Here is an 18,021-nt window from a genome sequence, read left to right as displayed (position 1 = left end):
TGGGTCAGAACGAACGGCTGATCGTGATCGTGCCGAACACCGGGCGCGCCTGCTGGCCGACGAACTCGCGGCTGCGGCGCACGTGCGAGCCGGCGATCTTCCATGGGCCGCGCGTGATCGCCACGCCCAGGCTCAGGTCGGCGATGGCTTCGCGCTTGTCGACACTGTGGCTGTCCTTCCAGCTGTTGCCGTCCAGGGTGATGTCGTGGAATACCCAGCGCGCATCGAGCCCGACGAAGAAGTGCCAGCCCCAGGCATCGCCCAGGTCGGCCGCCGGGCCTGGCGCGCTGTTGTCGCCAGCCGGGCGCAGCGGATCGGTGCCGAAGTCGTCGGGCAGGTGCTTGCCCCAGCGCAGTTCGACGCCGGTGTTGGCGAAGGTCGCCAGATTGCCGACGGCGCCGCCCGCGTGGCCGATCAGATCCCAGGCCATGGCATCGCCGTAGTCGCGGCGGTGCCATCGGCGCAGGCGCTCGTGCTGGACCTGCACCAGCACCTCGTCGCGCAGCTGGTTGTCCCAGCCCCGGAAACGCTTGCGCCCGAACAGGCGGTGCACGCCGTCCTGCGCGGCTTCGCCCTGGGCCGACGGGCCGGTCATGCCCAGGCGCAGGTGGGTGCTGGAGAGCCGATCGCCGCGGCGGCCGTTCCAGCCCGCGCCCAGCATCAGCACGCCGGCATAGGGGCGGTCATCGACGATCAGGTCGGCGCGGGTGCCGTCGGTGGGCGTGTACAGCGCATGCGTGTAGCCCAGCACCAGGTTGCGCTGCTCGATCCCGTCCGGCTGCAGCCAGCCGAAGCCGCGGTCGAGCCAGCGCAGGGCCGCTGGCAGGCAGCTGTCGTCGGTGGGGCTGTCGAGGTCGGGCGAGACCCAGGTGATCACCGCGCCGGCGGTGTAGCCCTGGTCCTGGTTGGCGCGGCCATACACATCGTTGTCGGTGCGCACGAGCAGCGTGGCGGGATTGGATTGCAGGCCGTCGCCGCGGCAACCGGTGTCGGCGTGGGCGGTCAGGGGCAGGGTGCTGGCGATGGCCAGGGTCAACAGGGCTCGAATCATGAGTCAGGGCGTTCCGGGGGAGGGAATCGGCCGCGGGCGAAGGCATCGCCCGGGCCAGGTCGACAGTGTAAGCCGGCACCTCCGATTTCACGCCCGGATCCGGGCCAGCCGTTCAGGCCTTGCCCAGCAACTTTCCGTACGCCTTGGCGAGGTGGGCGAGGGCTGGTTCGAGCTTCTTGGCCTCCGCCTGGTCGCGCAGCCGGATGCGGCGCAACAGGGCCTCAAGACCCGCCTGCAGATATTCGGCGCGTGGCGTGGCCGCCTGGTCGTCGCTGGGCTTCAGCGGCTGTCGCACCGGCAGTGGTTTCGCGGCGGCAGGAGCGGGGCGCGCGGGTGCCGGCGATGTCGCGGGGGCCGCCTTGGTGGCCGCCTTCGCGGCGGGTCTGGCTCCGGTCGACGTGGGCGGCTTCTTCGCGCTGCGGATGATCTTTCGGCTTGCCATGGCGTACTCCCGGCGGGATCAAGGGGTGTTCTGGAGGTTCAGCGGCTTCCACGGCGCATCGAGCGGTGCGCCGCGCACCTGGATCTGCGCGGCGGTGATGTTGCCGAGCACGGTGCAACTGGGCGACGGCTTCTCGTTGACCAGGGTCTCGTCCGGCACCAGGTGCATGGACAGGCCCCGACCGCCCAGCACGCGGTTGGACGCGACGATCAGGGTGCTCGCGACCAGGTGCACGCAGCCGTCCTTTCCGCCGACCGGCTGCACGCAGTGGTTGCCGCTGTAATGGCAGTCGCCGCGGACCATCTGGATGGTGACGGCGGCCTGGTCGCTGGCTTCGGCATGGATCTGGTTGCCGGTCGCCGCGATGCTCGCGCCCGGTCCCAGGGCCTGGGCCTCGATGCGTATGGCGCCGCCCTTGCCGATGGTGAACTGGTTCTGGTCGATGCTCAGCTGCTGCACCGTGGTTTCGGCGCAGACCAGGCCGAGTTCGGCCCCCTCGATCTGGTTGCCGCGCACCAGGCTGTTGGCGATGGCGGTCTTGAAGACGATGCCCAGGCCGAAGCCGACGATGCGGTTGTCGACGATGTGGCAGTCGTCGAGCCCGTCCTTGCTGCCGATGCCTTCGACCAGCAGGATGCCGACCCGCCCCTCGTCGCCGGCCTTGGCCACCCCCAGCTGATTGTCCGCGATGCGCAGGCCATCGATGCCGGCGCGGATGCCGTCGCCCAGCACCGACAGGCTGTTGCCCGTCACTTCGACGCCGAAACCCGGCGCCGCGGCGCCGGTCAGCTGGATGGCGCCGTCGCGGCAGTCGGTGAAGTGGTTGCTGGCGATGCGCGAGACGAACTGGTGCACGGTGACGTCCGGCAGCACGATTGCGGATTCGCGGCAGTCGAACAGGTTGTCGTCGATGCGCAGGTCCGCCAGGCTGGTGCCCTGGTCGCTGCTGCCCGAAGCGACGATGCCGCGCTGGGTCTGGATGTCGTTGCCGCGGATCGACAGTTCGAACAGCGCGCCCGACAGGCCCACGGCCGCCGCTTCGCCCTTGGCGATCACGCGAAGTGATTCCAGTGTCACCTGGGCACTGTCCATGATCGAGATGATCGCGCCCGTCTTGCCCTCGCTCTTTGCCTCGAAGCGCTCCAGCGTGACCTGCCGGCTGCCGATGATCGGCTCGAACACGGCCTGGTCAGCGCGCAGCGACGTGGCGTTGCCCTTGCCGGTGATGCGCAGCGACCTGGCGTTGCGGATGCGCAGCGGCTCGCGCAGCGGATAGTCGCCGACCTCCAGGCAGACCGTGCCGCCGCCGGCGGCGATCACCTGGTCGATCGCGGCCTGGATCGAGGGCTGGTTCGCGGCGTGCTGCTGCGGCGTGACGCAGACGGTGCAGGCGCAGTGGTCGCCGCCGCCCTGCGCGGCCGGCGGCGGCCAGAACACGCGGCAGTCCTCGAAGGTCGAGGGCAGGCTGACGAAGCCGAGCTTGGCGTAGTGGTGGTGGATGCCGCGCGGCGGCGCCGCCTCGAGTTCCTCGATCTCGCCTTCGCCGGTGCGCGCGCAGAACACCCAGTAGTCGCCGCTGCGGAACTCGCCGCCGGCCGGAGCCAGCGAGAACGTCGCGACGATGCCGTGTTCGAGCAGAACGCGGGTGGCGGCCGAAGGCACGACGATTTCGCCGTTGCTGGCGGCGCTGTCGAGGTCCTGCAGTTCGGCGCCGGACTGGTCGCGCACGATGCCGCGGTGGTCCCAGCGTTTGACGCGGGTATTGCGCTCGGGATGGGTCCTGGATTCGGGACCGGTGGGGAACAGGCCGCCGCCCAGCGGCGTCTCCAGCCGCAGCGTGCGTGCGGCGTCGTCGACACCATCGGGGGCGCGCAGGCGGCGCAGCTGGCCGGGCAGGCCGTGCAGTTCGCGCCAGTCGTCGGTCACCTCGACCCAGTCGCCCGGCTGGAATCCCAGCACCGCGTCGCGGCCGGTGCTTTCGACCACCAGCTGGTCCAGCGCCGGGAGATGGGTCACGCGGGTTTCGATGCTCGCGTTTTCGCGCGACCACTTGAAGGTCGCGGTGCCGACGGGGCCGGGCGTGTGGATCTCGACGCGGTAGAGCTGGTTTTCCAGCCCCTTGTAGCCGCCGTCGGGCGGAATCAGGCAGGGGTCGGGCTGGCCGGCCACGTCGGCGGTGGTGGTGCTGAGCCGGCCGGCCGAGGGCGCCAGCGCCGGGATCTGGTCCAGCGGGCTGGCGCAGGACAGATCGCTGCCGACGTTGGTCAGCAGCTTCACCTGCCACACGGTCTGCAGCCGGGTGGTGCTGTCCACGCCCACGGCCGGGTCGACCAGGTCCGGGCGCATCACGTGGGTGACTTCGCGCTGCCAGACATCCAGATAGACCATGTGCCGGCCCGAGGTCGGCACGGCCGGCGGGTTCGGGTAGTAGGGCTGCTGCCGCGGCTGGCCCGCGGCGGGATCGTCGTAGAGCGCGGGCAGCGAGCCCAGCACCTGTTCCAGCCGCGGGTCCCAGGTCGTCGCGCCGGTGCCGTGGTTTTCGGCCAGCAGGCCGTCGACGTAGATGCGGCCGCGGCCGATCTCCAGGTTGCCGCCGCTGAAGCTGATGCGGAACGCGTCCGGCGTCTGCATCGGCACGACGGCCGGGCCGAAGGTGTCCAGCGATCCGGCGTGCAGGCGATGGCGCAGCTGCGCGACGAGCGCGTTCCAGTCGGCGTCGCTCAGCGGCCGCCCCTGCTGAAGCAGCACACCGAGGTCGTGCTGGCGTGGATCGAAGCTGATCCGGCTGTAGTCTCCGCTCATGGCGTGCTCCTAGGTTTCGTGGAAGATGCCGGCCTCGAGGCCGACACGCAGGTATTCATCCAGCCGCAGCCGCAGGTTCGCTTCGCGGTGCGGTGCGGCGACGGGGTGGTAGGTGCCCATTTCGCCCTCGTCGTCGGCGCCGCGGCGCACGCTGGCGCTGGTCGCGGGGTTCAGCCACAGGTAGCCCGCGCTGCCGTAGCGCCGCGCGGCGAAGCGCAGTGCCGGCACGTTGCCGTCCGCATCGGGCACGCAGCGGAAGCGCCGCGGTGTGCGCGCATCCGCCGGGACGTAGCTGAAGCGCAGGCAGCCGAGCTGGCGGCGGTCGGCGATCACCGACGCCGGCCACGCATCACCCGTGGCGCGTTCGGCCCACAGGATCGAGTTCGAGACCAGGCTGAACTCGCGTACGTGCAGCTTGCCGACGCTGGTGCAGGCGACCAGGCCCAGTGGGCCGCCGGCGGCTATTCCGTCGGGCGCGGCGTAGGCGACACGCTCGGGCGCGGTGGCGTCGAGGATGCAGGCATCGAGCCGCGCCTCGGAGGCCTCGTCCACCCGCAGCGCGCCGAGGATGCAGCGCTCGGCGCGCAGCTGCAGGCCGTCTGATTCCACCAGCAGCGAGACCGCGTCCGGCGACACCGGCGTGCCGTCGGCCTGCAGCGAACGGCCCGGCACCAGGGTGCAGTCGCGCAGCCACAGCTCGCGCAGCAGGTTTCCGGCGACGTCCGGAACCCGCAGGCGGTGCCCGGCGATCAGCAGGCCGTCCAGCGTGATGCCGGCGTCGGCGCCGCCGGTCAGCCGCGTCTCGGCGCCCAGCACGAGGGTCGGACGGCAGCGGTTGGCGGCGCGCACCTCGATGCGCTGGCCGGCGGCGACATCGATATTGAAGTCGCCCTCGTAGCGGCCGCTGTCGGTGATCTCGACCACGCCCGCGCCGCCGAGCGCGGCGAGCGCGGCCGCCAGCGTGGCGTGGTCCTGCGGCACCCGCAGCGGCGGCGTCGCCGGAGTGGCGAGCGTGCGCGGATACTCGCCGCCGCCGAGGTCGGCGGCGCTGGCGTGGTGGCAGTCCACCCGCACCCGCGTGCCCGCGGGCAGGCCCGGCGGCAGTGCGATCCGGCCGAGCACCGGATCCACGGCGTAGGTGCCGGCCGCCGGCAGGTTCGCCCAGGTCGCGCCGTCATCGGAAAGATTGCAGGCGCAGATCGCGGCAGCGGGCACTTCCGGCAGCGGGTCGCTGATGCCGACGTAGAGCCGCAGGCTGTGGCCGCAGTAGTCGTCGCGGCGCTCGTGCAGGGCGCGGCGGCTGATGCCCATCGGCACGTTCAGCGGCGTCGCCAGCGAGCTGAGGTCGGTTTCGGTTCGCGGCAGGGTCACCAGTGGGTGGTCGATGCCCAGCGGGTGGAAGCGGAAGCGGCGGTCATCCGCCGCGACCGCCGGCGAGCCGCTCAGCGACAGCGCCCGCCAGGGCCAGACGAACAGGCCGACGTGCGGGATGTGATGGCGGCCGCCGCTGCCGATGCGGCGCACGTCCAGCGTGCGCGGGATGGCGTCGAAGCCGCCGCCGATCAGGTCCAGCGGTTCGCGCCGGCGCAGGCCGTCGAGGTCCGGCGGGATGTTCTCGAACTCCACCGCGGTCCCGGGGCGCGGCGCGCGCCAGCGGCGCAGGTCGGGCGCCGCATGCGACCAACGGCGGCGGTGCTTGCTGTACTGGCTGGTGATCACGCGCTGGAAGTATTCGACCACCACCGACTCCCAGCCGGTGACGTCGCGCGCGAGCTGCTCGAGCACCGAAGCGGTGCCCTTGCGGCGCCGGTAGGCGATGGTGTGCGCGACTTCGGCGCGGGCATCCGCGGCCTGCGGCGCCTGGCCGTGCAGGCTGCGGTAGCCGATCAGGTCGCCAAGGTAGGGGACGACCCAGTCGGCGCAGGTTTCGATGAAGGCGTCGTCCTGCAGCTGTTCGATGTCTTCCTCGAAGCGTGCGATCTGTTCGGCCAGTACCGCCAGAAGCGAGGCCAGCGGGCCCTGGTCGCGTTTCCACTGCAGGTCGTCGCGGCGTTGCCGCTGCAGGGCGGTGGGGTTGCCCAGGGCTTCCAGGGCCGCCAGCTCGACGCGCTCACCGGCGTCGAGCAGGTCCGTCAGGCGGCTGGCCTGTTCGGCATCGCGCGCGCGCAGGTAGGCCGGCAGCAGCGACAGCAGCTTCTTGCGGTCGAAGCTCATGGCATCACCTCCAGCACCAGGCCGGACGGACCGGTCGCCAGCGTCAGGATCTCGCCCGGCCGCAGGCTGCCGTTCGCCAGCACCTTGGGCGGCAGCGCGAACAGCCGCGGCACAAGGGCCGGCATGGCGCCCGGGTCGAGCCGGTAGAACTGGTCGATGTCCACGGCGTCGACGCCGGCCACGCGGTGCGCCACCGCCATCGCTTCGTCGATGCTCGCGGCCTGGGCGAAATCGCGGCGGGCGAAGCCATAGTGTTCGCGCAGCGCGGCGGCGACATGCGCCAGCACGGGCTCCACCTCCATCGCCGCGGACACCTTGATGCGCGCCCGGATCCGGAACGTGGCGGCGCCGTAGCTGTGCAGCCATAGCGGCAGCAGCGGATCGCCGTAGTGCCGCAGCGCCTGCTGCAGGTTGGCGAGGGTGGCGCCGTTGGCGGGCACCGCTGCGCCTGCGGGACCGGCCAGGCTGAGGAAGATGCCGCGCCGTCCGCCGAAACGTGCCCACACGGCGAGCGCCTTGCTGATGCCGGCGAAGCTGCGGGCGAAGTCGCTGTAGTCCTGCAGCGACACCGCGCGGCCCAGGGTCAGCGTGGTCAGCGGCGCGTTGCGACGCGCGTCGTCGCGGGATTCGGGGTCTTGGCCGCCGCCGGCCGGCGCGGGGTTGAGCACGCTCTTCACCCCGAGCGGGCGGCCGAGCAGGGTGGTGAGCTGTCCGGCGCGGACGTTGCCTTCGGCGCCCAGGCCCTTGCGGTAGCCGAAGCGCAGGTTGTCCCGCCCCGTGGGCAGGCGCGCGCCTTCGCTGCCGTCGCCGAACTGCACCACGGTGCGCTGCTCGTCGTCCTGGCGCAGCGAATAGACGTGGTCGTTGGCGCCGCGGCCGTAGAGCGAAGGCACCTCTTCCCAGGCTTCGCCGTTCACCCGCACCACCAGGGTGGCGCGGCGGCCGCTGGGCGTGCCGGCGCTGACCTGGGTGAGCGGCGCCTGCTTGAGCAGGAAGCGCTGGTCGGCCTGGGCGGCATTGCCGCTGCCGGCGAGTTCGCTCACCGACTCGCCGTGCGTGGCCGGCGCGACGTTGCCGCACACCGTCACGCTGCGGCGATCGTAGACGTTCGCCAGCGCGTCCTTCAGCTGCACCTGGCTGCCCTGGTCGGCGGCGATGCCGAGCGTGTCGATGGCGACCAGTTCGGAGTGCACGGGATCGTCCTTGCGCGCGGCGGCCAGCGCGACGGCGGACGCGGGTGCATCCAGCCGGCCTTCCCGGCTTTGCCGGTCGGCGAGCCGCCAGCGCAGGATCTGGCCGGAGTCGCTGCGCAGCAGTTCGTCGAGTTCCTCCGGCGCCACCGGCTCCTCGGTGCCGCCATCGAGCTTGCGCGGCGAGGCGAGGACCACGTAGCTGTCGCCCGGCTTGAGCCCGACCGGCGCGGCGCCGTCGGGCTGGAAGGCATGCGTGTCGGTGTCGGTGCGGATCGCGATGCGCTGCCGCTGTCCGCTCACGGCAAGGACCTGGCCGCGCACCAGCTGTTCGTCCCGGTGCGGCAGCGGCAGCAGGCTGCCGTAAAGCGGATAGGCGAGCGGCCGTTCGGCCAGCGGAAGCTCCTCGCTCTGGGCGAAGACCACGGTCTCGCGCAGGCGGTTGCGGAACTGGTCGAGGTTCTTGTCGGTGTCGGGAACCAGGCGGGTGATCTTGCCGCTCAGGCCGAAGCCCGATCGCGAGCGCTGGGTCACACGCTCGGCCTTGTACAGCTCGACCCAGCCCGGCAGCGACGCCGATCCCGGCGCGGTGCCGCCGCCGGCCAGCAGGAACCAGCTGCCGGCAACCACCTTCGGGAAGGCGCCATCGAGGTCGATGTCGCTGCCGATGATCGCGAAGTCCTTCCAGCGCCGCGCGCCGGCGACATTGGGATCCGCCTCGGTAAGGCCGGGCAGGTCGGCGGTCAGGCGCATCAGCCGCGCATCGCTGGCGTTGTGGCCGAACAGCGCCGTGCGCGACCGGAACACGTAGGCGCGCACGCCGCGACCGGCCGGCACGGTGTTGTTGTCGCCCAGGCCGTCGGCCCAGCGCAGGCGGGTCAGGCCGGCCTCCGGATCGGCGTCGACCGCGGTGACCACGCGCGCATCCCACTGCTCGCTTTCGGCGTCGTCGCGGTCGCGCTCGTCGCCGACGATCAGCACCACGTCGCCGGGCTGGACCTGGGTGGCGATGCCGCGCACCAATAGCTCGCGCGTGCCTGCGACCAGGCGCTGCGGCTCGCGGGTTCGCACCGGCATGGCGTTCCAGGCCACGCGCGCCACGACGGCCTCGGTGGTCTCGAAGGTCTGCGGCTGTTCGTTCTCGCCGGGGATGCTCTGCACGCGCGTGCCGACCGGCACGGTGACCGGCCGCGCGGCCAGCGACGGCAGTCCGGGCGCGTCTTCGAGCAGGAAGGCCAGGTGGGTCGAGGCGGCGAGGCCGGGCGACAGCGTATAGCCGATCAGGCGACCGAGCTCGAGGATCGAGCGGCGCTCCACCGCCGTGCGCAGGTAGGCCTCGTTGGCGATGCGCTCCTGGTAGAAACCGAGCACGTCGAACATCACGGCGCCGGCGTCGCACAAGGCGATGCTGAAGTCGTCGTGTTCGCGCGTGCGCAGGCCGGCCAGCGCCGGGTGGCGCGTGCTCGAGAGGCTGGACAGCATCGCCGCCTTGAACTCGCCGTGGCGGCCGATGCGGTAGTGAATGGCCGGAAGGCCGGGCGCATTGAAGCGCGGGCCGGGAAGGGGCGCGGAGTCGGCGCAGCAGCCGCAGTCGTTGAGCGGGGTATCCATGGCTTCCTACTTGCCTCCGTGCAGTTCGAGGTCGAGCACACCGCGTTCGGGGTGGTTGGGATCGTTGTCGAGCCGGGCGATCTCGAGCGCGCCGAGCGTGATGCGCCCATCGGCCAGGGCCAGGCTGTCGGTTCCGCCCTGGCGCCGGAAGGTCGTGACCTGGGCCGACAGCACGCCGGGCACGGCGTGGGCGGCGGCATAGATCCGGCTGAGGTAGACCGTCTGGCCGAAGCTGAAGTGGTCGGGGTGGAACAGGCCGCGTCGGCCGTCGCGCAGCACGCGGTTGCTGAAGAGCTCCTCGATCGCCCGCCGCACGTCGCTGCGGAAGTGCCCGGGTTTGACGCAGACGTGCAGCGCCAGCTCCAGCGGCACGTGCAGCGGCTCGCGGAAGTCCAGATCGTGGCCGGCCATGCGGTAGCGGTCCAGGTGCCGCTGCAGCGACTGCGCGAAACTCTCCGTCAGCGTCTCGCCGCCGGTGCGGTCGGGCGTGACGAAGACGGTGTGCCAGCTGCCGGTCCAGCGCAGCGTGGCCGCGGCGTTGGCGACGTCCTCGTGCCGCTGCGTCATGGCCGCGTAATCGTCGGTGGTGACGGCGCGCTCCTGCCGGCGGAAGGCCTCGGGTGCGCGGCGGCGCACGCTTTCGGACGACTCGGGATCGACGCCGCCGACAGCCGGCAGCGGGTTGCGCACGCCGGTGATCGCCGCGACCGGCGACAGCGCATGGTGGATGGACCCCGCACCGACATTGCCGGCGCTGCCGTTGCCGATCCGGTAGCTGGCCAGCAGCTGGCTGCCGGGAGCCGGTCGCCGGCCGCGCCGGTCGTCGCCGAAACGCAGCTGCGGGATGCCGTCGTTCTCGATCTCGACGACGAACTCGGTGGTGTCGCCGTGGCTGGCCAGCAGGCTGCGGCGCGCCTGCCACAGCTGCCCGGGCTGCGCCGGATCGGTCAGCGACACCTGTGGCTGGGCTTCGCCCGGCGACTGCCTCAGCAGCAGTGAGGCGGGCACGTCCGTCGCGAGCGACGGAGCCACCGCCTGGGTCAGCGGCCAGGACGACAGCCGCGGCCGGAAGCGCGCCGGCACCGGCACGCCGGGTTCGGCGTCGCAGCGGCCGCCGGTGCCTGCCGCCGCCACGAGCAGCCGCGGCAGCCGCACTTCGGGCAAGGGTTCGGCGACCCGCCGGCCATGGTCGGCCAGCAGCACGTTGCCGCGCGCCAGGCTGACCTGGTCGAGGTAGACACCGCCGTGCTCCTCGTCGGTGACGGCGGAGACGCACAGCGCGAAGGGCAGGGCATCGGCCTCGGCCCAGGCGATCTCGGTGATCTGTTCGCCGCTCAGCGGATCGGTGAGCGGATTGCCGAGCGCGCTGGCCTCGGCGGACACCAGGCGAACGACGTGGCGGTGGCCCGGATCGGCGTCGCCGGCCTTGCCACTGGCCGGACCCAGCACTTCCTCGAGCAGCAGGAAGTCGCCCGCCGCCAGGTCGGGGAAGTGGCCGCGCAGGGTCGCGCGCGTGCTGCCGCGGGCCAGGCAGCAGCGTTCGTCGCCCCAGGTATGGAAGGGCAGCAGGTTGTGCGCGGCGCGCAGCGCCAGCGCATGCATAGGTTCGAATACTTCCGGCTGCCGCTGCATCGCCTCCGCCGCTTCGGCCGAGCCGGGAGCGAAACGCACGGGCAGGTCGGGGCAGTGGGTCAGGAATTGCGTACCGGCCGCCGGCAACAGTGCGTCGGCATCGGCATCGAGCTGCAGCCAGGTGCGGGCGTTGCAGCCGTCGTGCATCGGGTAGTCCACCATCAGCGCATGCCGGCGCAGCGACACGCGGCTGCGCGCGGTGCCCAGGTAGGCCTCGGTCGCGGCGGCATCCTGCCGGTAGCTCAGGTGGTCGCCCGCATAGGCCAGCAGTTCGGTCAGCACCGCGCCGAGATCGGCCGGGTTCGGATCGCGGTAGCCGGGCAGCAGCTGCGCCATGCGGTCCAGCAGCAGGCGACGGAAGCTGCCGTAGTCCTTGGCGAGATAGTTGATCTCCGGCGGCGGCGTGGGTTCGGGGTCGCACTGGTGCACGGGCCGGCAGTCGAAGCCGCTTTCGCATTCGACCTTGAACGAGAAGTCGATTTCGGCCAGCGCCGGGTCGTAACCGGGCGGCGCATGGTCGTCGCCGGGCGAGCGCACGAGGCGCAGTCGATAGGTCGAGCGGTCGCCGCGCGCGCGGGTGCGCACGACCAGCACGCGGGCGGGATCGGGCGCGGCCGCAAGCAGGGCCGCCTCTTCCGGCGTGAATGCCGGTGCGGCCGGCGTGCTGCTGGCCCAGTCCACCGCGATGCCGCGGACCCGCTCGCCGCCCTCCAGGCGCAGGTTGCCGCGGTCGAGCCCGGCAACCGGCTTGAGGAAATGCAGGAACAGCGTGCGCTGCCGGTACGGATGCGCCTCCGGCAGGTCACGGTCGAGCACCTCGAGGTAATCGAGCCCGTTGAGCGTCGGGTGCGCATTGACGGCGTTGCGGCGGTGCCGGTCGCAGCAGTGGAATTTCATGGCGCACCTCCGCGGCTGAAGCTGGCCACCTGGACCTGGTCATCGCCGCGCAGGCTGTAGGCAACCGTGACGCGCAGCGTTTCGTCGCGGGCTTCGACCCGTACTTCGCGGACCGTCACCACGTCGCCGAGGAACTGGGCCAGCGCACCCTGCACCAGCATCTGGGTCGCGCCGGCCAGTTCGGGCGAATTGGGCGCGAACACCAGCTGCGCGACGCCGCTGCCGAAGTCCGGGCGCATCACCCGTTCGCCGGGCGCGGTGAACAGCACGGCCTCGATCAGGTCGCGAACGTGACGTTCACGGCTGCTTTCGGCGGTGCGGCCGCGGTGGTCGAACTGGTAGGGAGAGGCCAGGCTCATGGGTCACCTCAGGTCGCGATGACGCGGGGTTGGGCGGCGACGGCCAGCAGCGGCGCGCCGTTGGGCGCGCACACGGCCGCACCCGACTGGATCGCCAGCGGCATGCCCATCGCCTTGACGCGCAGCGAGCCGACCACCCAGCTGCCGCTGACGCAGGGGCCGGGTGCGCTGGTGAAGGGGCAACCGGCCACGGCATAAGGCGGGCCGAGCGTGGCGACCGGCTGGCCGCTCAGCAGCACGCGCGCCACCGGCGCGGTCGGGGTGGCCTGGCCGCCATGGCCGCACAGCACGTTGGCACCGAGATGGAGGACGGGGCCGGGCATCAGGTCACCGTCAGCGCGCCGACGTTCACGTCGACCGGAGTACCGATGATGCTGATCGCCGGGCCGGTCATGCTGATCGCCGCGCCCTTGCCGTTGGTGATGATGATCCCGGTGTCGCTCACCGAGATCATGGCGCCGGTGGTGGTCTGGATCATGATGCCGCCGGCCGGGCCCGGGACGTCGCTGATGATGATTCCGTTCTTGAGCGTGGTCTGCAGGGTGATGCCCGGCACCGCCGGCGGGATCAGCCGCGACATCACCGGCACCTCGGCGCCGAGGCCCCAGTAGCTGCCGACCCAGATCGGCTTGCTCGGGTCGCCGCGCTCGAACTCCACCCACACGCCCGAGCCCATCAGCGGCAGCGCGAACAGGCCCATGTTCGGCCCGGCGCAGGGCACGCAGGGCATGGCCCAGGTCGAAGGCGCCAGGCTGCCGACATCGGGCACGATCACCTGGATGCGGCCGATCAGCAGCGGGTCGACGTTGTTGACGACGACGGCGCGGTACTTTCCGTAGAACTTCTGGGACGTGCCCGCTTGAGCATTCATGGCAGCACCACCGGTGTGTTGGAGACCAGGCCGTCGCGCGAGAGGTTGAAGCTCTGCTTGTATTGCCCGCGCTTGATGTCGTGGGTGACGCTGTTGACGTAGTAGAGGCCGTCGTAGCTGACCCCCGCGCCGCGCACGCCGACCATCATCCGGGCGCGCAGGACGTGGCCGTAGCGCATCACGTCGAGCGAACCGGAGCCGGTGATCGAATCCTGCGCGGCGAACATGATGCCGAGCGCCTTGTTGGCGGCATCGGAGGGGTTGAGGTGGGCGACGTCGCCCGGGAACTCCAGGCGCGACGGCACCGGGATGCGCAGGCCCATCGGCGGGCGCAACACGCTCAGGTTCGGGATCGGTACCGGAATCGGCGCGCGCCGCGACACCGGGTCCATCACGGTCATCACCACGACCTTCTTGGCCATGCCGTCGAGGCTGAAACTCAGCGATTCGACGTTGGTGTACGCGTCCATGTTGACGTTCAGCGCGGGCTGCGGCGCCGGGATGCGGATGTCGGGGCCGAAGTAGGCGATGTTCGCGCCCGGTGCCGGGCCGGGTTCGATATAGAAGACGTAGCCGCAGCCGGCGGCGAGTTCCTTCAGGTACTCGCGGTCGGTGCCGTGCTGGTGCGGAATCTCCTCCAGCGGGTTCGGAATGTCGGGGACCACGGGCGGGATGGCGATCGGCGCGATGCCCAGCGCGGCGTACTTGGCCAGGATCGCGTAGACGCGGGCGATGATCGGCATTGCAGGGAAGCGCATGAAGGGCATCTCGACCAGGTCCATGTACAGGCTCAGGTCTTCGCCGGTGATGGTCAGCGTGGACTTTCCCGGCTCGTTGCTCGGCGCGATTTCCTGTCGGGTCACCACGCCGTCGGCCAGCACGTGCGGCAGGCCGCGCACGGTGGCGACGATGATCACGCGGGTGAGGATCGGGTCGAAGTATCCGGCCGGCAGCAGCACGTTCTGGATCAGCGAGGTCTTGCCGACCTGGAAGCTCAGCTGGAAGCCGCCGCGGTCGCCGCCGCTGCTTACCTGCACGGCATCGAGCGCGTCCAGTACCGCGGCCGGTGCGGGCACCGGTACGCCGGGGCCGATCAGCAGGGTGAGGTGGACGCCGTCGAGCATCAGGGCTTCTCCCCGGCGCCGGCGGCATGGCTCTTTCCGCGGTTGGCGAACGTGTCGAGCGGACGGACGTTGAAGGTGCGGCCTGTCAGCGGTTTGGCGGGGGTGTACAGGCGGCCATCCGGTGTCAGCAGGCGGCTCGACGACAGGACGGTCACCGGGGTGCTTTCCTTGCCGGGCTTGCCTATGGATATTTCGACGATGCCACCGAACCTGTTCCCCGCGGCATCGATGCCGTAGGCGAAACTGCTGGTCCTGGTTCCTTCGGCAAGGCCGATCGGGCCCTTGTCGCGGAAGAAGACGCCTCCCCGCTCAGGAACCACGGACCAGTCGGTCGCGCTGAGTTTCTGGCGGATCGTGCGGGTATCGTCCGTGGAAGCGGCGTTTCCGCCCTCCGGGCCAGAACTTCCACTCCGGCCGGGCAGGCGGCTTATCGCCTGCTCCAGGTGGTCCAGAACCTGGTCGATGTTGCGCGTGCCGACTGGCCCCATCTGCTTGACGAGCAACGCCAGCTCTTCGGGGGTGAGGTCGAAGGGGACGATGTCGGCGAATCGTTCCAGGGCCTTCGGAGTCACCTTCAGCTTGTTGCCTGCTCCCCGGCCCATCTGCTTCAGCAGGTCTCCCGTGTTGACCGGCAGCATGCGGATGCGTGCTTCGAACTTCTCCTCGGCGCTGGGCGGTCGCCTTGCGACCTGCCCGTCGTCGAGAATCTGCGTGATGCGAAGGTCGGCGGGATTGACCCAGCGGGTGAGTTCGTAGTCGCCGCCGAGTTGCCTCAGGTTGTCTTTGATCTCCCGCCCTTTCGCGAGCAGGGTGGCTGCGGTGGGGTCGAGGGGGAAGACCATGGCGGCGTCCAGGTCGTCGACCACGGGCACGAGATGGTCATCGGCGGTCAGGCGCTTCTCGATGCCGATGTCGACCGAGTGCCTCAGCTTCCCGTTCCGGAACGTGATCGATGCGGGAGGCATCAGGATCGCGACACTGGGGTGCTCGCCATCCGGAACGGTCGTACTGGCGCTGCGCCGGCCATGCTGGTCGAAGCCCGACATGCCGCCCCAGGACACGCCCTGGATGCGCAGGCGACCCGGTCCGAGCCTGGCGATCGCGATCTTCCTGTGCGGTGTCGGGAGCTCCGCCAGCGGCAGCGGCTCCGCCGGCTCGATCCATCGTTCGTCGATTTCAGTGCTGCTGGCGTCGCCCGACAGATTCAACAATGTATTGATGCGGGATTCGCGCGCCTCCTTCTCCGTCGTGCCGAACTGCAGGCTGATGTCGTCGAAACGCTGGCTGGTTTCGCCCTCGTTGCCTCGGGACACATGCCAGTAGACCTTCACCAGGACCCCCAGTTCGGGATGGTCCTGCTGGCGTTGGGCCACGAACTCGAGCTTCTTCGCGAGCGCGGCGTCGAGCCGCTTTCCCTGCGTTCGCTCGCCCAGCTTGCCCATGATCCAGTCCTTGAGCTGCGCACCCACGACAACGCCACCTCCCAGCGCCTGGCCGCGCGCCGAAGGTCCACCCACCTGCATGGGCTTCATGTCCGGCATGCCCACGCGTGCGGTGGTCTTGGCCGTGCCCGATCCCGTGGATCCGGATCCCGCCGTGTTCCCCGGCGATGCGCTGGTCGTTGTGGTGGCGGAGGTCGTTGCCGCGGCGGGGCCGGACGCGCTGGTCGGGGCCTTGGGGGCCGGGGTAACAGCGGGCGCGCCCGAGGTCGCGTTGCCCGGCGCGGCGGGAGCCGTCGCCGTACTGCCCGTCGACGGCGGCGCCCCCGGTTTGGCCGCGGTTGCGCCGCCCTGGCCAGCGGTGGGCTCGTTCCGGCTCTGTATCACCGGCAGCTGCGGACCCTGCCTCGTGCCGTCGGGCCGGGTCACCGGTCCTGCTTTCGCGTGGACGTATTTTCCTTCTTCCTTCTTCAGGTCGGCGTTCGCGCTGGTCGCGTTCCCGACGAACTGGCCGGCGGGCAACATATGGCCCGACTCGTTCGTCCAGCGCTGCATCACGCCGTGTTTGTTGAACTGCGCGATGCCCGCCCAGACGACGCGCTGGCCGGCCGCGGCCTCCGTGTGGCCAAGGCGCCCGTCGCCGGACTTCACCGCCCAGATGGAGTTGCCGATGATGACGAAGTCGTAGCTGCCCCTTGCGGTGCGTGTCGCCGGGCTGCGGCCGGCAGCATATTCCACCCACTTGCCGCCGCTTAGGCTCAGCCGCACGCGGCGGAGACCGGCGCCGACGGAGGTGTCTCCCGGGATGTTCCCGAAAGTCGGCGGCTCCTCCGGCTGACGCAGCGGCTGGGCCATGCCACGAGCCGCACCTCGTACCGGGGGTGGCGTCCTGCCTGCGGCCACCGCTTCCGAAACTTCGGTGGCCTCCCGCTCCAGTGCCGGCACGGTGCTGGCAGGCCTGTCCGGATGTGATGCTGCGGAATCGGACTGCATCACGTGAACCAGCTCGTGTGCCAACAGCCCGCGTCCACGATGCGTGCCGGGGTCGAACCGGTCCGCGGCGAAAGCGACGTGGCGTCCAGTCGCCAGCGCCTGCGCGCCCGAATCTCGAGCCGCATCATCCGCATGCGTGTCGGTGTGGATACGGACATGCGAAAAATCGTGTCTGAACTTCTTTTCCAGGTCGGCACGCACCCTGGACTCCAGAGGCTTGCCGTTCTGTCCGAAACCGGTCGGGCTCGTGGCCTGCGCAGACGAGTCCGGTTGTCGCGGGCTGCGCGGGACCGAGAGTCCCGGCGCCTGTGCGGAAGCCGCCAGTTCCGCCATGGCGGAATCGCCAACGGGCGCGCAGGGGCGTTTCACGCTGACGACGCCATGTCGGTGTGGATTCCGATGCTCAGGCTGCGGCCTATCGCTTCGACCAGCGCATCCGGCCGCAGCGCGCCGTTGGCGTCACACAGCTTCCAGTACTGCTCCGGGTCGGAGAAGTAGCGTGACGCCAGCAGGTCGAGTCGGTCGCCTTCCACGACAGAATGCTGGCCAAGTTCGGCGAACTGGCCGGCCGCCGGCACGAATCGCCGTGCCAGGTAGGGATTGCCGCGACCGTCGGCTTGCCGGTGCATGAGGACCGGCGTCGCGTTGTATCGACTGTTGGCCGGGAAGGGGCGGGCGCCTGCGCTCGAGTTTCCCAAGAGCATCTCGAGCTGCCTGAGGGCTTCGTTCATGGGATGCCTCCGATGCCCAGGGCCGACAGGCCGCCACCCGGGGTTTTCGCGGCCAGCCTTTCGCGGCTCTGCAGGTATCCCAGGAACAGCGCACCGGCCTTGTGGGCCAAACCTACGTCGTTGATCGACAGAACCCGCATGCCGAGGCTCACCTTCGCGCGCAGGGGGTTGAGGTCCGGGTCGAAGGCTTCTTCGGTGATGCTGAAATCGGTAACACGAACCGCCAGCACGCGCTGCCTGCTCCAGACGAACAGGGCGAGGGGTGCTTCGGATGGCGCGATCTCGATCGTGCCGGCAAGCGACAGGAGCTCATTGAAGAGCAGGTCGGTGCTCGACGGGTTGACGAGCGATTCCAGAGCAGCCAGTTGCGGCTGTATTCCGAACTCGATCGTGGCGGCGTGCTGCTCCGGGAATTCCAGATGGTCCGCGGCATCTATCTCGGCATCGATCTTGATCGTCTCCACTGCCGGGCCGCGCAGGCGGAGCGCCTCGGAGCGTTCGCCATTTTCACCGAACCCCTGCACCTGCAGCGTCCGGCTGAGCGTGTCGGGGTTGTACTGCAGCGAGATGACCCGTCGGACGCTGCCGGATTTCGGATCCACCAGCACCAGGCCGCCGCGCACCAGCTTGGGAGAGTTCGGGAATGTCATCGGCTGTCCACCGGG

General features: G+C 70.6%; 13 protein-coding genes. All 13 read right to left on the bottom strand.

From position 1 onward, the window contains the following. Positions 1-4: 4 nt before the first annotated feature. Positions 5-1,051, bottom strand: a complete 1,047-nt coding sequence (locus tag E1B00_RS06740; protein ID WP_139446896.1) for a lipid A deacylase LpxR family protein — start codon at positions 1,049-1,051, stop codon at positions 5-7. A gap of 112 nt (positions 1,052-1,163) precedes the next feature. Further along, positions 1,164-1,493: a hypothetical protein gene (locus tag E1B00_RS06735; RefSeq protein WP_139446893.1), complete on the bottom strand. Its 330-nt coding sequence runs from the start codon at positions 1,491-1,493 to the stop codon at positions 1,164-1,166. An 18-nt stretch (positions 1,494-1,511) separates the two neighbouring features. Continuing rightward, the gene (locus E1B00_RS06730) at positions 1,512-4,295 is read right to left on the bottom strand and encodes a DUF6519 domain-containing protein (RefSeq protein ID WP_139446891.1); all 2,784 of its coding nucleotides are present in this window, start codon (positions 4,293-4,295) and stop codon (positions 1,512-1,514) included. Positions 4,296-4,304: 9 nt separating this feature from the next. Further along, complete coding sequence (locus E1B00_RS06725) at positions 4,305-6,509, bottom strand: hypothetical protein (RefSeq protein WP_139446889.1); 2,205 nt, start codon at positions 6,507-6,509, stop codon at positions 4,305-4,307. Continuing rightward, positions 6,506-9,310 carry a baseplate J/gp47 family protein gene (locus E1B00_RS06720; protein WP_139446887.1) on the bottom strand — a complete coding sequence of 935 codons (2,805 nt, stop codon included), beginning with the start codon at positions 9,308-9,310 and terminating at the stop codon, positions 6,506-6,508. Before E1B00_RS06720 ends, E1B00_RS06725 begins: the two co-directional genes overlap by 4 nt. 6 nt (positions 9,311-9,316) lie before the next feature. After that, a complete protein-coding gene (locus E1B00_RS06715) occupies positions 9,317-11,839 on the bottom strand; it encodes a putative baseplate assembly protein (RefSeq protein ID WP_139446885.1) in 2,523 nt (840 codons plus the stop codon). Beyond that, the gene (locus tag E1B00_RS06710; RefSeq protein ID WP_139446883.1) at positions 11,836-12,198 is read right to left on the bottom strand and encodes a GPW/gp25 family protein; all 363 of its coding nucleotides are present in this window, start codon (positions 12,196-12,198) and stop codon (positions 11,836-11,838) included. The genes E1B00_RS06715 and E1B00_RS06710 overlap by 4 nt, the downstream gene beginning before the upstream one ends. A gap of 8 nt (positions 12,199-12,206) precedes the next feature. After that, positions 12,207-12,521 carry a PAAR domain-containing protein gene (locus tag E1B00_RS06705; RefSeq protein WP_139446881.1) on the bottom strand — a complete coding sequence of 105 codons (315 nt, stop codon included), beginning with the start codon at positions 12,519-12,521 and terminating at the stop codon, positions 12,207-12,209. Then, the gene (locus E1B00_RS06700; protein ID WP_139446879.1) at positions 12,521-13,069 is read right to left on the bottom strand and encodes a phage baseplate assembly protein V; all 549 of its coding nucleotides are present in this window, start codon (positions 13,067-13,069) and stop codon (positions 12,521-12,523) included. Before E1B00_RS06700 ends, E1B00_RS06705 begins: the two co-directional genes overlap by 1 nt. Beyond that, entirely contained in the window at positions 13,066-14,193 is a 1,128-nt protein-coding gene (locus E1B00_RS06695) for a hypothetical protein (RefSeq protein WP_139446878.1), read from the bottom strand. The genes E1B00_RS06700 and E1B00_RS06695 overlap by 4 nt, the downstream gene beginning before the upstream one ends. Continuing rightward, on the bottom strand, positions 14,193-16,958 hold the full coding sequence (locus E1B00_RS06690) for an eCIS core domain-containing protein (RefSeq protein WP_139446876.1): 2,766 nt from the start codon (positions 16,956-16,958) through the stop codon (positions 14,193-14,195). Before E1B00_RS06690 ends, E1B00_RS06695 begins: the two co-directional genes overlap by 1 nt. Before the next feature lie 32 nt (positions 16,959-16,990). Further along, complete coding sequence (locus E1B00_RS06685) at positions 16,991-17,356, bottom strand: LysM domain-containing protein (RefSeq protein ID WP_246048500.1); 366 nt, start codon at positions 17,354-17,356, stop codon at positions 16,991-16,993. After that, the gene (locus E1B00_RS06680; protein WP_139446874.1) at positions 17,353-18,006 is read right to left on the bottom strand and encodes a hypothetical protein; all 654 of its coding nucleotides are present in this window, start codon (positions 18,004-18,006) and stop codon (positions 17,353-17,355) included. Before E1B00_RS06680 ends, E1B00_RS06685 begins: the two co-directional genes overlap by 4 nt. Positions 18,007-18,021 lie beyond the last annotated feature (15 nt).

Origin of the sequence: Arenimonas terrae (assembly GCF_006265115.1) — a bacterium.
GTDB classification, from domain to species: Bacteria; Pseudomonadota; Gammaproteobacteria; order Xanthomonadales; family Xanthomonadaceae; genus Arenimonas; species Arenimonas terrae.
Note: the sequence above shows the minus strand (reverse complement) of the source record. Positions and strands in the feature narration are given on the sequence as shown.